This is a genomic window from Bacillus sp. 16GRE42 (assembly GCF_019837435.1).
GTDB classification, from domain to species: Bacteria; Bacillota; Bacilli; order Bacillales; family Bacillaceae_G; genus Bacillus_A; species Bacillus_A wiedmannii.
In genome coordinates this window covers 511,531-525,426 of the sequence record NZ_JADAXF010000001.1, presented here as the reverse complement: position 1 = coordinate 525,426, position 13,896 = coordinate 511,531, and the positions used below count along the sequence as shown (strand labels likewise).

16 protein-coding genes and 2 pseudogenes are annotated in these 13,896 nt (G+C 33.3%); 12 read left to right on the top strand and 6 right to left on the bottom strand.

Translation table 11 applies throughout. The features are described from left to right. Positions 1-44: 44 nt before the first annotated feature. The 3 genes from ILS93_RS02810 to ILS93_RS02800 are packed head-to-tail and all read right to left on the bottom strand — an operon-like array spanning position 45 to position 3,218. Complete coding sequence (locus ILS93_RS02810; protein ID WP_064475651.1) at positions 45-1,154, bottom strand: DUF4018 domain-containing protein; 1,110 nt, start codon at positions 1,152-1,154, stop codon at positions 45-47. Continuing rightward, positions 1,129-2,292 carry a DUF58 domain-containing protein gene (locus ILS93_RS02805; protein ID WP_222659893.1) on the bottom strand — a complete coding sequence of 388 codons (1,164 nt, stop codon included), beginning with the start codon at positions 2,290-2,292 and terminating at the stop codon, positions 1,129-1,131. Before ILS93_RS02805 ends, ILS93_RS02810 begins: the two co-directional genes overlap by 26 nt. Then, positions 2,289-3,218, bottom strand: coding sequence for an AAA family ATPase (locus tag ILS93_RS02800; RefSeq protein WP_222659891.1), 930 nt, complete (start codon positions 3,216-3,218; stop codon positions 2,289-2,291). The genes ILS93_RS02805 and ILS93_RS02800 overlap by 4 nt, the downstream gene beginning before the upstream one ends. 203 nt (positions 3,219-3,421) lie before the next feature. On the opposite strand from ILS93_RS02800, the gene ILS93_RS02795 reads away from it, so the two are divergent. Both ILS93_RS02795 and ILS93_RS02790 read left to right on the top strand, forming a co-directional pair. Further along, positions 3,422-3,739, top strand: a complete 318-nt coding sequence (locus ILS93_RS02795; RefSeq protein WP_000991836.1) for a PadR family transcriptional regulator — start codon at positions 3,422-3,424, stop codon at positions 3,737-3,739. Between the two features lie 7 nt (positions 3,740-3,746). Beyond that, positions 3,747-4,283: a DUF2812 domain-containing protein gene (locus ILS93_RS02790; protein ID WP_000448680.1), complete on the top strand. Its 537-nt coding sequence runs from the start codon at positions 3,747-3,749 to the stop codon at positions 4,281-4,283. A 324-nt stretch (positions 4,284-4,607) separates the two neighbouring features. Here ILS93_RS02790 and ILS93_RS02785 read toward each other — a convergent pair whose 3' ends face one another. Continuing rightward, positions 4,608-4,856, bottom strand: coding sequence for a hypothetical protein (locus ILS93_RS02785; RefSeq protein ID WP_000433607.1), 249 nt, complete (start codon positions 4,854-4,856; stop codon positions 4,608-4,610). Positions 4,857-5,139: 283 nt separating this feature from the next. Here ILS93_RS02785 and ILS93_RS02780 point away from each other — a divergent pair, with 283 nt between their 5' ends. The 9 genes and pseudogenes from ILS93_RS02780 to ILS93_RS02740 all read left to right on the top strand — a co-directional run bounded on the left by ILS93_RS02780 (position 5,140) and on the right by ILS93_RS02740 (position 11,072). After that, positions 5,140-5,523, top strand: coding sequence for a VOC family protein (locus ILS93_RS02780; protein ID WP_088046663.1), 384 nt, complete (start codon positions 5,140-5,142; stop codon positions 5,521-5,523). 14 nt (positions 5,524-5,537) lie between these two features. Further along, positions 5,538-6,080 carry a GNAT family N-acetyltransferase gene (locus tag ILS93_RS02775; RefSeq protein ID WP_088046664.1) on the top strand — a complete coding sequence of 181 codons (543 nt, stop codon included), beginning with the start codon at positions 5,538-5,540 and terminating at the stop codon, positions 6,078-6,080. Beyond that, positions 6,080-6,661, top strand: a complete 582-nt coding sequence (locus ILS93_RS02770) for a kinase (protein WP_064475647.1) — start codon at positions 6,080-6,082, stop codon at positions 6,659-6,661. The genes ILS93_RS02775 and ILS93_RS02770 overlap by 1 nt, the downstream gene beginning before the upstream one ends. Positions 6,662-6,684: 23 nt before the next feature. Next, positions 6,685-7,263: an HAD-IA family hydrolase gene (locus tag ILS93_RS02765; protein ID WP_064475646.1), complete on the top strand. Its 579-nt coding sequence runs from the start codon at positions 6,685-6,687 to the stop codon at positions 7,261-7,263. Between the two features lie 178 nt (positions 7,264-7,441). Then, the gene (locus tag ILS93_RS02760; RefSeq protein ID WP_064475645.1) at positions 7,442-8,176 is read left to right on the top strand and encodes a response regulator transcription factor; all 735 of its coding nucleotides are present in this window, start codon (positions 7,442-7,444) and stop codon (positions 8,174-8,176) included. Beyond that, positions 8,176-9,492, top strand: a pseudogene (locus tag ILS93_RS02755) (GHKL domain-containing protein). The gene ILS93_RS02760 and the pseudogene ILS93_RS02755 overlap by 1 nt, the downstream one beginning before the upstream one ends. Positions 9,493-9,581: 89 nt before the next feature. Continuing rightward, positions 9,582-10,259, top strand: coding sequence for a YhfC family glutamic-type intramembrane protease (locus ILS93_RS02750; protein ID WP_064475643.1), 678 nt, complete (start codon positions 9,582-9,584; stop codon positions 10,257-10,259). A 2-nt stretch (positions 10,260-10,261) separates the two neighbouring features. Then, positions 10,262-10,648, top strand: a complete 387-nt coding sequence (locus tag ILS93_RS02745; RefSeq protein WP_048547653.1) for a DUF3887 domain-containing protein — start codon at positions 10,262-10,264, stop codon at positions 10,646-10,648. A gap of 114 nt (positions 10,649-10,762) precedes the next feature. Beyond that, positions 10,763-11,072: pseudogene (locus ILS93_RS02740) on the top strand (hypothetical protein). Positions 11,073-11,112: 40 nt separating this feature from the next. On the opposite strand, the gene ILS93_RS02735 reads toward ILS93_RS02740, so the two are convergent. Together ILS93_RS02735 and ILS93_RS02730 are read right to left on the bottom strand one after the other, a co-directional pair. Further along, positions 11,113-11,328, bottom strand: a complete 216-nt coding sequence (locus ILS93_RS02735) for a helix-turn-helix domain-containing protein (RefSeq protein WP_064475642.1) — start codon at positions 11,326-11,328, stop codon at positions 11,113-11,115. Positions 11,329-11,338: 10 nt separating this feature from the next. Then, a complete protein-coding gene (locus ILS93_RS02730) occupies positions 11,339-11,821 on the bottom strand; it encodes a DUF2975 domain-containing protein (RefSeq protein ID WP_064475641.1) in 483 nt (160 codons plus the stop codon). Positions 11,822-12,119: 298 nt separating this feature from the next. Between ILS93_RS02730 and ILS93_RS02725 the strand changes: the two genes are divergently transcribed. Beyond that, positions 12,120-13,781, top strand: a complete 1,662-nt coding sequence (locus ILS93_RS02725) for an alkaline phosphatase (RefSeq protein ID WP_222659889.1) — start codon at positions 12,120-12,122, stop codon at positions 13,779-13,781. Positions 13,782-13,896: the final 115 nt, after the last annotated feature.

Sequence of the window (13,896 nt, the reverse complement as noted above, 5' to 3'; positions counted from 1 at the left end):
AGTATAAAAAGACTCCTATGAAAATAGGAGTCTTTTTTGTTATGTTATTTCTTCCTTTTCTTCAAACTCTTCTGATACAAGTAAAGTTTATGAATCTCTTCCTTAAATTCCTGAAGTAGCATCATATCCTCACTATTTGAATAACGTACTGTATTATAAGCATTTACAATAATATGACTCTCAATATTTACATCTTCTTCACTATTTATTCTTTCTAACCATGCTTCAACAGTTTCTCCTCGTTTTCTATTTAAAGGAGGAGTTAATTTACTCTCCAGCTTAAAAATTTCTTTTCGAATTTCGTTATGTGGTGGTTTGTTTCGTTTAAATTGTTTTAAACTCATTCCTTCTTTGTCAGTGATGATAGTAGATTCGAAGGCAGGCATATTTGGCAAACTTAAATATTTTCGTTTTTTTATTATTTTCCAAACGACGTAAATAGCAATGGTTGTACATACTATTATTGTAATGCTATTTATGAGAGTTGGATCAAAAGAACGCTGTCCAAAGTCATCCTTAATTTGAGGATCCTTTAAATTCCCTTTATTCGACCAAAAATCGTCAGTTTCTTTTGATTCAGCTGCCGAAAATAACGGATTAATGGCGTATCCAAATCCTAAAGCAACTACTTGTACGGCATAAGAAAAAAGAAGCCGAATGTATGGGAAAATAGGAATGAGGAAAGCACTAATTATTCCAATCGTAATAAGAGAAGCGAAACGTAATAACTGCTGATTACGATTAGCCCCAGTTAACCAAAATGTAATCATTATGTGTAAGACTAACAGTAACAGTTTCCACAAAGGTGGAAAGGGCGCATAAAATATAGCTGAAACACCAAACCAAACAATACCGCTTAATGATTTTTGAACTGGATATCCTGGTCCGACTACATATACGATAAAGAAGAAAAGTGGTAACATTATTGTGCCAAATAGAGAGAAAGAGAGAAAGAGAGAACAACCGATTATTTGAGTAATTAACAGTATGACAAAACCTGTTGTTTTTTTCTTCATTAGTTTATGGATAAGAAATACTCCCATATAGCCTGTTGCTAAAAATATAGCAATACCGATGAGTTCATCTCTTTCCGTTAATAACGAAAGGAGGAGCAGCAGAATAAAGTCATTAATGTGATAAAGCCAAGTTTTCAAGCTTTTCCACCATCCCTTCGTTATTAATGAGAAACGTAGGCTGAGAGAGAAGAGGGAGTTCATTTCTCTGTAAACCAATGTATATCATTGTAGACGATCGTTCTCTTTTTCTCGTTACATAATGAAGAAATCCTTGTTTCGGAAGTAACGTACTATCATCTGAAATACGCGCTAATTCCTCTAAAGATATCCCGTAATGGGTTTGCCCTTCGTTTAATGGTAAGTGTAGAGGTCCACCTTCAACTAATACACTAATAAATAGTTCAAACGGTATTTGATGCTTCGTTGCGTATTGACAAATGTATGTTGCAAATGAAATAAGGTCTTCTATATTATCTTTCCAACCAAATCCGCGATCAGCAGCTAATGAAAGACAAATCGTCCAACTATAATTTTTTACAGGCTCATATTGCTTCGCCTGTAATGATTGCATTTTAGCAGATGCTTTCCAATGAATAGAACGGAAAGACTCACGTTCATATCGTTTAACTCCAATAATAGATGTTTCATCATTGTAAAAAGAAAAATTCGTTCGATAAGATCCGTTTAAAAGTTGCTGTAGTTCTTGTAGGCCTGCTACTTCTTTAGGAGAAGGGTACACAATAATTTCAGTCCTTAATTTATCAAAAATGGGCAAATGCACAGTTAAAAGATGAAAAGGATCTTTCAAGACACATTCGAACTGTTCAATTTGAAACACACCACGTTTCGTTGCAGTTAATGTTAAATCCCACTTTTGCGCCGAATGAGCAGGTTGTGAAAACGGGAAAGTGAATAGTGTTTTTGATATTTGTTCAATTCCTTGATCATTTTGTGGTAGTAGTGACGGATTTAAATGAAAATAACAAACACCGTTAACGAGTGGTATATTTGCTCCATTTTTTAAATGAATAAAAAACTGCCCAGATTCATTAGGAAAAAGCCGAGTAGTTTGTTTCCCATTTACGACTTCAAATGTTTTCTCTATGTAAGCGACATATTTATAAATGAAAATCGCAAATAAATAATAGAAGAAAAAGAGAAACATAATGATTCGTTGTGGCATAAAAAATGTAAATAGTATAGCGCCTGGGACAGTTAGTTGAATAATATGAAGTTGGAAAAATAAAGGTACAGTTACAACACGCTGTCCATTCATGTTTGTTCAATCTCCACCGGTACGTCAACTTCTTTTAAAATCCTTTGCATAATTTCATTTTTTATCGTACGTAATGCACCTTCCATTGATAAGACGATACGGTGATTCCAAACAGAAGGAACTAAAAATTGTATATCTTCAGGCGTGCAATATTCTCTGTCGCGTAAAAAGGCTAGTGCTTGAACTGCGCGTACTAAAGCTAATGTGGCACGCGGGCTTACACCATTGGCGATGTAATCATGATTTCTTGTAGCGTGAGCAAGTTTAATAATGTAATGTTCTAACGGTTCTGATACGAAAATTTCTTTTACTCGTTTCTGTGCTTCTAAAATATCATCTAAAGAAATAACAGATGTGATACTTTCTAGTGGTACATCGCTACGAAAACGTCGCATCATTTGTAGTTCATCCTCTGGAGACGGATAACCAATTGAAATCGTCATTAAAAAACGATCAAGCTGTGCATCTGGTAGAGGGAACGTTCCTTGTGATTCAATTGGATTTTGCGTTGCAATAACAAAGAACGGTTTCGGAAGAGGAGTAGATTGCTTTTCAAGCGTTACTTGTCGTTCTTCCATCGATTCTAATAAACTAGACTGTGTTCTAGGCATAGCGCGGTTAATTTCATCCGCAAGCAAAATGTTGGTCATGACTGGTCCAAGTCTTAACTCGAATTCGCTCGTTTTCGGATTGAAATATTCAATACCTGTTACATCACTCGGAAGTACATCCGGTGTAAATTGGACGCGAGAAAAATTACCACCTATACTTTTAGAAAGTGTTTTCGCAAGTAACGTTTTCCCCGTACCAGGCACATCCTCAAGCAGTACATGTCCATCAGCAAGCAATGAAACGAGTAATAGATCAATAACATTTTCTTTACCGACAAAAACGGATCCTATGTTTTCTTTCAATTTATTTATCATATGTATCATTCCTTTCAAAATATAAGCGGATATTTCTATATTTTAACAAATTATTCAGAAAATTTATATGATTTTTTAATTTAAAGAAATAGATATTAAGTTATTAAATTACCTTGCATATTTTGGAATATGATTATATAATATCGATATACGATGTATCGTTAGTCGATATATCAGGTAACGATGTATCGGAGGTGGTTATAATGAATGCGAAAGCGAAAAAATATATTCCGTTAACAGAGGCGACATATTACATATTGTTATCACTAGTGAAACCAATGCATGGTTACGGGATTATGCAAATGGTAGAAGAGATGACAAATGGAGAAGTAAAGCTCGGTCCAGGTACTTTATATGGGAATACGACAAAGTTACTAAAAGAGAAGTTAATAGTTGAAGTGGCCTCTACAGATAGAAAGAAGTGCTATGAGTTAACGCTACTTGGTAAAGAAGTATTAGAGCTAGAGTATAACAGGTTGCAGAGATCTGTAAGGAATGGGAATAGTATTTTAGGGGAGTGAATGGAAGATGGAGACTAAAAGGGTATTTAAGTTTTTTACGGCATGGAATTTAGAAAAAGAAGAAGCTTTTTTACGAAAGATGCATCAGCAAGGTTGGGCATTACAAAAATATAATTTAATGTATACGTTTAAGAAAACTGAGCCAAAAGATGTAATATACAAAGCTGATTTTAGATTAGTTTATAGAGATTCGAAAGAACAACAACAAGAGTATTTTGAAATATATGAAATGTCAGGTTGGGAACGTGTAACAAGTTTCACAAGATGGAATTATTTTTGTAAAGAAGTAGAAGAAGTAAATGAATTGCCTGATATTTACTCAGAAAAGGAGACGAGGATACAAAAACTAAATGAGTTATTAGTATTCTTTGTTATTATGTTAGCAGCTATATTACCATCAATGTACAATCTATTTATAAGCCCGATGGAATCAAGAGTGCCAATGTGGGCGAAAGCTATGACGGGTCTTACAGGTTGTATGTGGATATACTTCTTTATAAGACTCACTTGGAAAATTAAGAAATTAAAAAGTGAAATATTATAATAAAAAGTAGAGTTAAAAAGAAGTTGATGTTGTAGGGAAATACCGGGATTAACTTCTTTTGTTTCTATATAATTGTATTTTTGTTCACTCTTTTTTATATAATAAAAATCTATATAAAGGCACAGAATTAACAGTTACGAAGAACCACAAATAACCCAAAAATAATAAATGAAGAAAAAATGATTCATATCGAAGATCAAAAAAATAAAAGATGACTAAAGAGGTGTGGGGTGTAACTTATAATAAGGAAGAAAAACATTTTTTGATTAACATATTAAATCGAAAAACCCCCTACAGAAAATTGGTAGGGGGTAATAAAAATGTTTAAGAAAAAGACTGATTTTGAGCAGGTTTAATAAATTGTTCTGGATTTTCAACGAGTCCGCATACAGCGCATTGGACTCTGTATGTTGGTCCTTGATAAGCCATATGAAAAGCATTCATATTTTCATTTGTGTATTCCTCTTCTACTTGACCAGTTTGTGGATTTAACTTGACTGGTTTTACTTGTTGCTCAAGAATATTAAAGCGAGTACGGTTCGTTTTACAGCTTGGACATAGCATTGGTTCCATATGTATACACCTCCATTTGTAGCATTTCTTAAACTCATTAATTTTATGCAAGCAAAAAAACTTTCTCAATATAAATGGGTATTTAAAGTATTCAAAATTCAGAAAAAATAAAATATAATAAAAGTACGAACTGGTTATGTCCAAACCAAATCTCCTGTTTTATGCCAATAAGCTGGGGGGCCGAGAAATCGGCCTCATTTTTTTTTGCTCGTTGCTATAAGGAACAAGGTTTTTATGAGACATTTGTCGAAATTTTAGGGATGGATATAAAGGAGGATGTAAAATGAATTTAAAAATGAAGTACATCATTTTATATGTAGAAAAGTTTGAAGAATGTTTAAGATTTTATAAAGATATTTTACAGTTACCTATAAAAGCAGAGCATGGTACATATATTGAGTTTAATACTGGTTCTACAATTTTAGCGATGAACACGAGGCAAGATGTGAAAGAATTAACAGGACTACCACTTACAGAAGGCGAGTTACAATCTTCTCATTTTGAATTGGGATTCGTTGTTGATCATGTACAAGAAACAATCGAACAATTTAGAGAGCAAGGAATTAAGATCTTAGTTGAACCAATTGTGAAATCGTGGGGACAAACAATTGCATACATTGCCGATCCAGATGGGAATTATATTGAAATTTGCAGTTCATTAGAATAGAAGGAGAAAAAGAGATGGGGTTTCCGAAACTAGAAACAGAACGTTTACAATTAAGAGAACTTACACTACTCGATGCAGAAACTATGTTCCGTTATTTTTCAAAAGAATCTGTTATACGTTATTTCGGGATGGATTCTTTCGAAAATATTGAGCAAGCAAAAACGACTATTCAAACGTTTAAAAATCGTTATGAAGAGGGAACAGTATTTCGCTGGGGAATTGAGAAGAAGGGTACGGGCCAATTAATCGGAACGTGCGGATTTCATTTAATAAACAAGCATCATAAGCGAGCTGAAATTGGTTATGAATTAGACGATACATATTGGGGACAAGGGTATGCAACGGAAGCGTTACAGGCGATTTTAGGTTACGGATTTGAAACGTTACAACTTATAAGAATTGCAGCTGTTGTATATGTAGAAAATAAAGCTTCTCAAAAATTATTAAGTAAAGCAGGGTTTCAAGAAGAAGGATTACTTCGAAAACATATGATTCAAAATGGAGTTGCTCATGATACAATTTTATACTCGTTATTAAAAGAAGAGTGGAAGAAGTAATGAATACAAACGAGCTTATAAATATTATGAAGAAGCATAAAGAAAATAGATTCATTTTAGGTATAGATGGTTTAAGTCGATCGGGAAAGACAACATTTGTAACAAACTTAAAGGAAAATATGAAACAAGAAAGCATCCCGTTTCATATTTTTCATATTGATGATCATATAGTAGAGCGTAATAAACGATATCATACTGGCTATGAAGAATGGTATGAGTATTATTATTTGCAATGGGATATTGAGTCGCTTCGGCAGAAGTTTTTTCAGAAGTTACAAAATGAAACAAAACTGAAATTACCGTTCTATAATAATGAGACAGATTCAAGTGAGATGAAAAAAGTACAGATACCCATAGTAGGTGTAATTGTAATTGAAGGTGTTTTTCTACAGCGAAAAGAGTGGAGAGATTTCTTTCATTATATGGTGTATTTAGATTGTCCAAGAGAGACACGTTTTCTTCGGGAGAGTCCGGAAACGCAGAAGAACCTTTCAAAGTTTGAGAATAGGTATTGGAAAGCAGAGGGTTTTTACTTAGAAACGGAATTGCCGAAGGATCGGGCGGATTTAGTCATACAATGATTGGAAAATAGAAGGAGAACAGAATGAATATTTTATGGGATTTTGATGGGACGTTATTTGATACGTATCCAGTTTATACAAAAATTCTTTCTCAAGTTTTAGGGAAGGAAATAAGTGAAGAGGAAATCTATACAAAGTTAAAGGTTTCATTTTCTCACGTAATTGATTATTATAAAATATCTAAAAAACAATTAAATGAAATTGATGTATTAGAGAGTCGTATTATGATAGAAGATATAAAACCATTTGAAAAAGTGGAAGAGGTATTAAAGTTTGCCGATAAAAATGTCATTATGACTCATAAAGATAGAGCGGGGGTATTATCTATATTAAATCATTACGGCTGGAACAAATACTTCGTAGACATGGTTACAATTGACGATGGTTTCCCCCGAAAACCGAACGCTTTATCTTATGATCATTTGCATAAAAAGCACAATATTGATTTAGCTATTGGTGATAGAGAATTAGATTTATTACCTGCAAAAGAATTAGGTATTTCAACATGTATGTTTCAAGGGAACTGTGATGTAGCGAATTATTCTTTATCGCATTACTCGGAATTTTTTAACGTAGTGATTGATAGAGAGGTTATTTTATAAATAATTCAAATAAAACCTTTACTTTTTGCTTGAAAGTAGAGGTTATTTTCTATGCTTTATAAAAACTATAGAAAATTAATACTTTCTAGTAATTAGGAGGAGATTGGTATAACGATTTGAATTATATAGTTATAGATAAATCTATAGATGAAAAGATTTCAATAAAGCGAGTGATCACATGAGTATTTTCATTTTAGAAGATGATGTCATACAAGCACAGCAAATGAAGCGGCTAGTTGAAGAGATTTGTGAGGAGTATATGTTGCCTTTTGATTTTATAGAGGTAACTAGTAAAAGTGAAAACATTATTACGAACATTCCTAAGGCGAAGTATATCCCAATCTATTTTTTAGATATAGAGATAAAAAGAGAAGAGCGTAAAGGGTTACAAGTGGCACAAGAGATACGAAAGTATGATACGCAAGGAATTATTGTGTTTGTAACGACGCATTCTGAATTTGCACCTATTTCATATCAATATATGGTATCAGCTTTAACATTTATTGATAAAGGGTTGCCATACGAGGAGAGGCGTAACGTTTTTGAACAATGTTTACTACAGTATGAAGCGCGTAATAAGCGAATTATTCCGTCCGATGACTTTATCGTTGAAAATAGTAATGCGACTGTGCGAGTTCCGTTCCTTGTAGTTGAATATGTTATGACCGATGAACCACACCGTTTAGCATTAGTGACGTTAGATCGGATCGTTTATTTTTACGGAACTTTAAAGGAGATTGAAATAATAGATGAACGTTTATTTCGTTGTCATCAATCATATATCGTAAATACGAAGCAAATGTCTTCTTATGATGCGAAGCAAAAAATGATAGTTTTAAAAAGCGGGAAACGTATTCCAGTATCACGGCGTTTAGTGAGTAAAGTACGTAACATGTTAAAGGGTGAGATGTAATGTATATTTATGATATATTTGCAATACTGCTTACTAGTATAAGCCATACGTTTTTATACATTCAATTAATCCGGTACAATAGATTGTCATATAGAATGTTAATAGCTTTAAGTGCAGTATTCATTATTTTACTGGCTATTGTCGTAACAGTAACGAGATATCCAGAATTGAATAGTACGATTGTGTTGTTTTTAATAAGTTTAGGATTAATGCAAAATGAATTGAAATTTAAGCATAATGTATATTTTGCACTAGTGAGTATGGTAATTATTACGTTAGTGAAAATGTTGCTACTTGATTTAGGAATGAAAATCTTTATGTTAACAGCTTTTAATTTATATTTATGGACAGGTAGCGTTATTCATCTTATCGTATCGACACTTACTTTTATCGGTATTTTAGTAGCTCGTAAAAGAATCCAAAACATTGCTCAATATATAGTAGGTAGTCCGCTATACTATGTAACTTATATATTATTAATTGCCGGATTTATTATTGAACTAATTTTAACTCAGCCTTCTACTGCGTTTTTAGCACAATTAAATCAACAATACAGTGAAGTAAGTTATATTTCAGCTATTATTGTATTTTTATTATTACTAATCATTGTACTAATAAGCTCACACTTATCGAAAGAAAAGTTACGAGAAGAGCATGAAAAACGTTTAGATAAAGAGTTATTAGATTATGTGGAGAAATTAGAGGATATGCATGATGAGCTTGCTAGTTTCCGTCATGATTATATGAATGTATTACTATCGTTAGAAGAGGGAATACGTACAAAAAATGTGAAAGAAATTGAGCAAGTGTATTATGACGTTGTAGCTCCTACGTTAAAAACAATAAATGATCATGAACTTGATATTGCGAAATTATCTCGTATACATATTCCTGAAGTGAGAAGTGTATTAAGGGCGAAAGTTGGCACTGCCCAGCAACAACAAATAAAAGTACTGCTCGATATACCAGAGAACATTGAAAGTGTTTCAATGACGATCATTTCATTTATTCGCATCATTTCAGTTTTAGTAGACAATGCAATTGAAGAAGCAGTACATAGTGAGGAAAAGATTTTGTAAATCGCATTTTTTGAAATGGATTCACGACAATATTTTATCGTGCGTAATAGTTCAAAGAGTGAAGCGATTAATTTGCAAAAAATTTATGAGAAAAACCATTCAAGTAAAGAAGGAGCTCGAGGATACGGGCTATTCTCGTTAAAACGGATTATAAATAAAACAAATAACGCGACGTTAGAAACAACTTATGTAAGTCCTTATTTCACGCAAACATTCATACTAAAAGAGATGAAATGACCATCTATGATGAAAATGAAACCGAATAGGAAATAACTACATACTTCCTTCACTTATTTTTATACACTTCAAGTAAGAGGTGAAGCGAGATGAATGGTCTTATTTTTACAACAATGATTAGTTTTGGTTTACCGCTTGTAGCACTATTATATGCTGTTTGGAAGAAACGCTCTATTCCTTATATGTTAGGTGTATTGGCTTTTGTTGTATCACAAATATTGATCCGCATACCAATACTGAATTATGTAAATGGAACTAGCACAGATTTTCAAATGTTTTCAGTAATGCAGCCTGTATTATTTGTAATTTTGCTTAGTTTATCAGCTGGAATTTTTGAAGAGATAGCTCGTTTTATTGCAATGCGTTATTTTATGAAGCAACGAGATTGGCAGTCTGGTTTTTTATTTGGAGCAGGGCATGGTGGTATTGAGGCAGTGTTGATAGTTGGTATCCCGGTAATATCTCTATTATTGTCACAAACAGTCATTCAAAATGGTGACAGTTACTATTTCGGCGGTATTGAGCGCATCTTCGCGATGATATTGCATATTGGACTTTCCTTCATTGTATTACAAGCTGTCGTCCAAAAGAAATTCCGTTATGTTGTATATGCAATTCTCATCCATGGGACCGCAAATGCATTAGCTGGCATTATATCGCTATATGTACCAGGGAAAAACGGGATCATTATGTCAGAAGTTTCAATAGCAATTTGTACTTTAGTCGTTTTTAGCTATAGTTTTATTTTAAAAAGAAAGGGTGTATGAAAATGAGAAGAATGTTACTTATTATTATAAGTGCTATCGCGGCGTTCGCACTTGCAGCATGTACCGGTAATAAAGTAGATCAAAGTACATCAAAAAACTTTATTCCGAAGGCGGAAGAAATTGTATCATTATTAAATGAAGCAAAGTATAAAGAAGTACATGAAAAATTTGATAGTAAAATGAAATCAGCTTTATCAGAAGAGCAAATGAAAGAACTTACTCCTATAATTGAAAAAGCTGGTACATTCGAAAAAATTGAGAAAAAATCGATTGAAGAAAAAGATGGTTTATATACTGTTATTCTTGTAGCAAAGTATAGTAAAGAACAACGTACCTTTATCGTAACTTATAACGATAAAGAAGAAATAGCTGGGTTAGTAATTAGGTAGAAATGTAATGGCAGATAAGGTGGTTGTGTCCACTTTATCTGTTTTTTGTTTTAACCAAATTATGGTTATTCATGCTAATATAAACACATAGCTATAGAGAAGGGGTGGGTTAGTATGAAAACTGAAATAGTTCCTAAAGAAGTACAGCATAATAAGCTATATATCTTTACTCATCGGTATTTTATGTTTTCTGTTCGTTTTTGTAACTCCGACAAGGATAGCGAATGCAGGTAATATAGTGGGAGATTATATTACAGTTGCCCTCACTGTTGCAGGTATCATACTTTCTGTCATTACGATGACGAAAAAAACAGAGAAGAAGGGAATTGCTATTCTTTCATTAATACTGTCCTTATCCTTCTTTATATTTTGGATTATCGCGATTATTTTAGTTTTGACTGGTCGAGTTAGTTTTGCGCCATAATACCGAATAAAAAGAGTCCTTCATACGAGAAGGACTCTTTTTATTCACTTTCTTCTGGTTGATATTCTAAAATATCCCCTGGTTGGCATTCTAACGCTTTACAAATAGCATCTAAAGTTGTAATTCTAATTGCTTTTGCTTTTCCATTTTTTAATATAGAAAGGTTAGCCATTGTAATTCCAACCTTCTCCGAAAGTTCAGTTACACTCATTTTTCGTTTCGCTAACATTACATCAACATTAATTATTATTGCCATGTTATTCACCTCAGACCGTTAAATCATTTTCTGATTTTATATCTATCGCATCTTTTAAAAGTCTTTGGAGAACGGCAGCAAAGACTGCGATTACCATTGAAGCAAAGATTAGGAGCATGCCTATTATAATAATACCTGGTGCGTCATCTTTCTCCGCTATGAGATAGAAGAGTGGCATACCTATTACATATAATACACTAATTGTAACAGCGCATTGTTTAATCTTCTTTAAAGCTCTAACAGATAATTTCGAGAAGGCGTTACCTTTGTCAATGTAGCTTACAAGTTTAAAGGCTTGATATAGAGCAAAATAAAAAGGTATCACCGTTGCATATAGATTAATTAAAATAAGATATTTTATATATGCAATATCCGGGTACAATTCCGCTGCATAATTCCCGATATTAGGAATTAAAAATATACACAAAGCAAAAACAGGAATACCGATAAGGATAATTGCTGTCTTTAAAAAGAGTGTTGATCCTTGTTTCATATAAAGCACCTCATTTTTAAATTATCATTTTAATTTAACATAAATTTTATCGTTTAACAATAAATTCTTATTTATTTCAATCGGATTTTTATTGAGAAACAAATTTTAGTGAAGAGAATGATAAGACGTTTTTATAAAAAAGGTGTGGTCTCTAGTTATTTGAACATAAAAAGCTATGATATGTACCGTTCGTTGCTTTACTAATAAAAGAAAGTGAAGGTAATGATTGTTAGCTTCATGAAAATTGGGGACTAATAAAACATATATAAATGAATGTAAAACATACGGAGGAACAACAATGTCGAATTTGGGTTTACTGATGAAGAAGTTACTGTTAGTAGGAACAATCACACTAAGTATGTTATGTACTGAAAGCATGATGAATTATTATTCGGTGGAAGCTAAGGTGAAACAAGTAGAACGGCAACCGAAAAATGTAATCATAATGGTTATGGACGGAACGAGTTCTTCAGCAACGACATTAGCTCGCTTGTATAAAGGGAAACCACTTGCATTAGATGAAATGGTAACAGGAGGAGTTCGTACCTATTCGGCGGAATCGGCTATAACAGACTCAGCCCCAGCAGCTACAGCTTTAGCGACGGGGAATAAATCGAATTCAGGATATGTAGGTATATTACCTTCTATTGTAAGTTCACCTGGCTTAAAATCAATAAAAGAAGAGGACAAGTTACGTCCAGTTGCCAATGTTCTAGAAGGTGCTAAACGCACTGGTCGTGCAACTGGAATAGTTGCTACAGCTGAAATTCAGCATGCTACTCCCGCTGGATTTTCTGCTCACCATATTAACCGTAAGCGTTTTGACGTAATTGCGGAGCAGCAAGTGTATCAAAATATAGATGTTGTATTAGGTGGGGGAAAAGAGGCACTGCTACCTATAAAAAGAAAAGATGGTGAAGATTTAGTAAAGGTGATTCAAGACAAAGGATACGACTTTGTTGAAACGAAAGATGCATTATTGAACTCTAAATCTAAGAAAATTTGGGGCTCTTTCTCACATAATGCTCTTGCGTTTGATATGGATCGTGAAGCAACAAATCCGGAGCAACCAACACTTTCTCAAATGACGGAAAAAGCAATTCAAACACTATCAAAAGAAAAAGATGGTTTCTTTTTATTTGTAGAGGGAAGTAAGCCAGACTGGGCAGCTCATGTGAACGATCCAATAGGGATGATTAGTGATGTATTAGCATTTGATAACGCAGTTGCAGAAGCATTGGAATTTGCAAAAAAAGACGGTAATACGATGTTAATAGCTGTAACTGATCATGGTAACAGCGGTATTTCTATTGGGAATGCGAATACGACAAAAGGCTATAATATTACGCCAGTCTCTGCATACATTGGTCCATTAAAAAAGTCGAAAATGACACTTGAAGGTGCTACAAATAACCTAAAATCTGATTTATCAAATGTAGAAGATGTAGCTAAATTATACGGTTTGGACGATTTAACTTATGATGAAAAAGAAAGAGTAAAAGCAGCAAAAAAGAAATCGGATATGGGTCCAATACTTACTACATTATTAGCCAATCGTGCGAACATTGGCTTCACAACAGGAGGGCATACAGGTGAGGATGTGTTTTTATATTCTTACGGTCCTCAAAAGCCATACGGTTTGATTCAAAACACAGACGTTGCGAAGACGATGGCGAAAGCAATGGACTTTAACTTAGAAGAAGTAACAAACAAATTATTTGTAGAGAGTGAATTTGCCTTTAAACGAAAAGGTGCAACAGTAACAATAGATAATACTGATGCAGAAAACCCGGTGCTCATAGTAAAACGTAATAATGTAAAAGCTCAATTCTTTGTAAATAAAAATATAATTCGTATTAAGAATAAAGAATATGAATTAAGTAGTGTCATTGTAGAAAGCAATGGCAAGTTCTATATACCAGAAGAAGCAATCCATTTATTCATAAAATATTCTCATTAAAAAAAGCCAATTCCTTAGCTAGTACTTAGGAATTGGCTTTTTTTTAATGAGATTTTACTCGAAAAAAAGAGGAAAGAGAATCATAACTTCTAGAGTAGACTTCCTGTAAATATAC

Bases quoted from the DNA above. Each gene is read 5' to 3' on its own strand.
- ILS93_RS02805 (WP_222659893.1), bottom strand. From the start codon at position 2,292: ATGAATGGACAGCGTGTTGTAACTGTACCTTTATTTTTCCAACTTCAT.
- ILS93_RS02800 (WP_222659891.1), bottom strand. From the start codon at position 3,218: ATGATAAATAAATTGAAAGAAAACATAGGATCCGTTTTTGTCGGTAAA.
- ILS93_RS02795 (WP_000991836.1), top strand. From the start codon at position 3,422: ATGAATGCGAAAGCGAAAAAATATATTCCGTTAACAGAGGCGACATAT.
- ILS93_RS02790 (WP_000448680.1), top strand. From the start codon at position 3,747: ATGGAGACTAAAAGGGTATTTAAGTTTTTTACGGCATGGAATTTAGAA.
- ILS93_RS02785 (WP_000433607.1), bottom strand. From the start codon at position 4,856: ATGGAACCAATGCTATGTCCAAGCTGTAAAACGAACCGTACTCGCTTT.
- ILS93_RS02780 (WP_088046663.1), top strand. From the start codon at position 5,140: ATGAATTTAAAAATGAAGTACATCATTTTATATGTAGAAAAGTTTGAA.
- ILS93_RS02775 (WP_088046664.1), top strand. From the start codon at position 5,538: ATGGGGTTTCCGAAACTAGAAACAGAACGTTTACAATTAAGAGAACTT.
- ILS93_RS02770 (WP_064475647.1), top strand. From the start codon at position 6,080: ATGAATACAAACGAGCTTATAAATATTATGAAGAAGCATAAAGAAAAT.
- ILS93_RS02765 (WP_064475646.1), top strand. From the start codon at position 6,685: ATGAATATTTTATGGGATTTTGATGGGACGTTATTTGATACGTATCCA.
- ILS93_RS02760 (WP_064475645.1), top strand. From the start codon at position 7,442: ATGAGTATTTTCATTTTAGAAGATGATGTCATACAAGCACAGCAAATG.
- ILS93_RS02750 (WP_064475643.1), top strand. From the start codon at position 9,582: ATGAATGGTCTTATTTTTACAACAATGATTAGTTTTGGTTTACCGCTT.
- ILS93_RS02745 (WP_048547653.1), top strand. From the start codon at position 10,262: ATGAGAAGAATGTTACTTATTATTATAAGTGCTATCGCGGCGTTCGCA.
- ILS93_RS02735 (WP_064475642.1), bottom strand. From the start codon at position 11,328: ATGGCAATAATAATTAATGTTGATGTAATGTTAGCGAAACGAAAAATG.
- ILS93_RS02730 (WP_064475641.1), bottom strand. From the start codon at position 11,821: ATGAAACAAGGATCAACACTCTTTTTAAAGACAGCAATTATCCTTATC.
- ILS93_RS02725 (WP_222659889.1), top strand. From the start codon at position 12,120: ATGTCGAATTTGGGTTTACTGATGAAGAAGTTACTGTTAGTAGGAACA.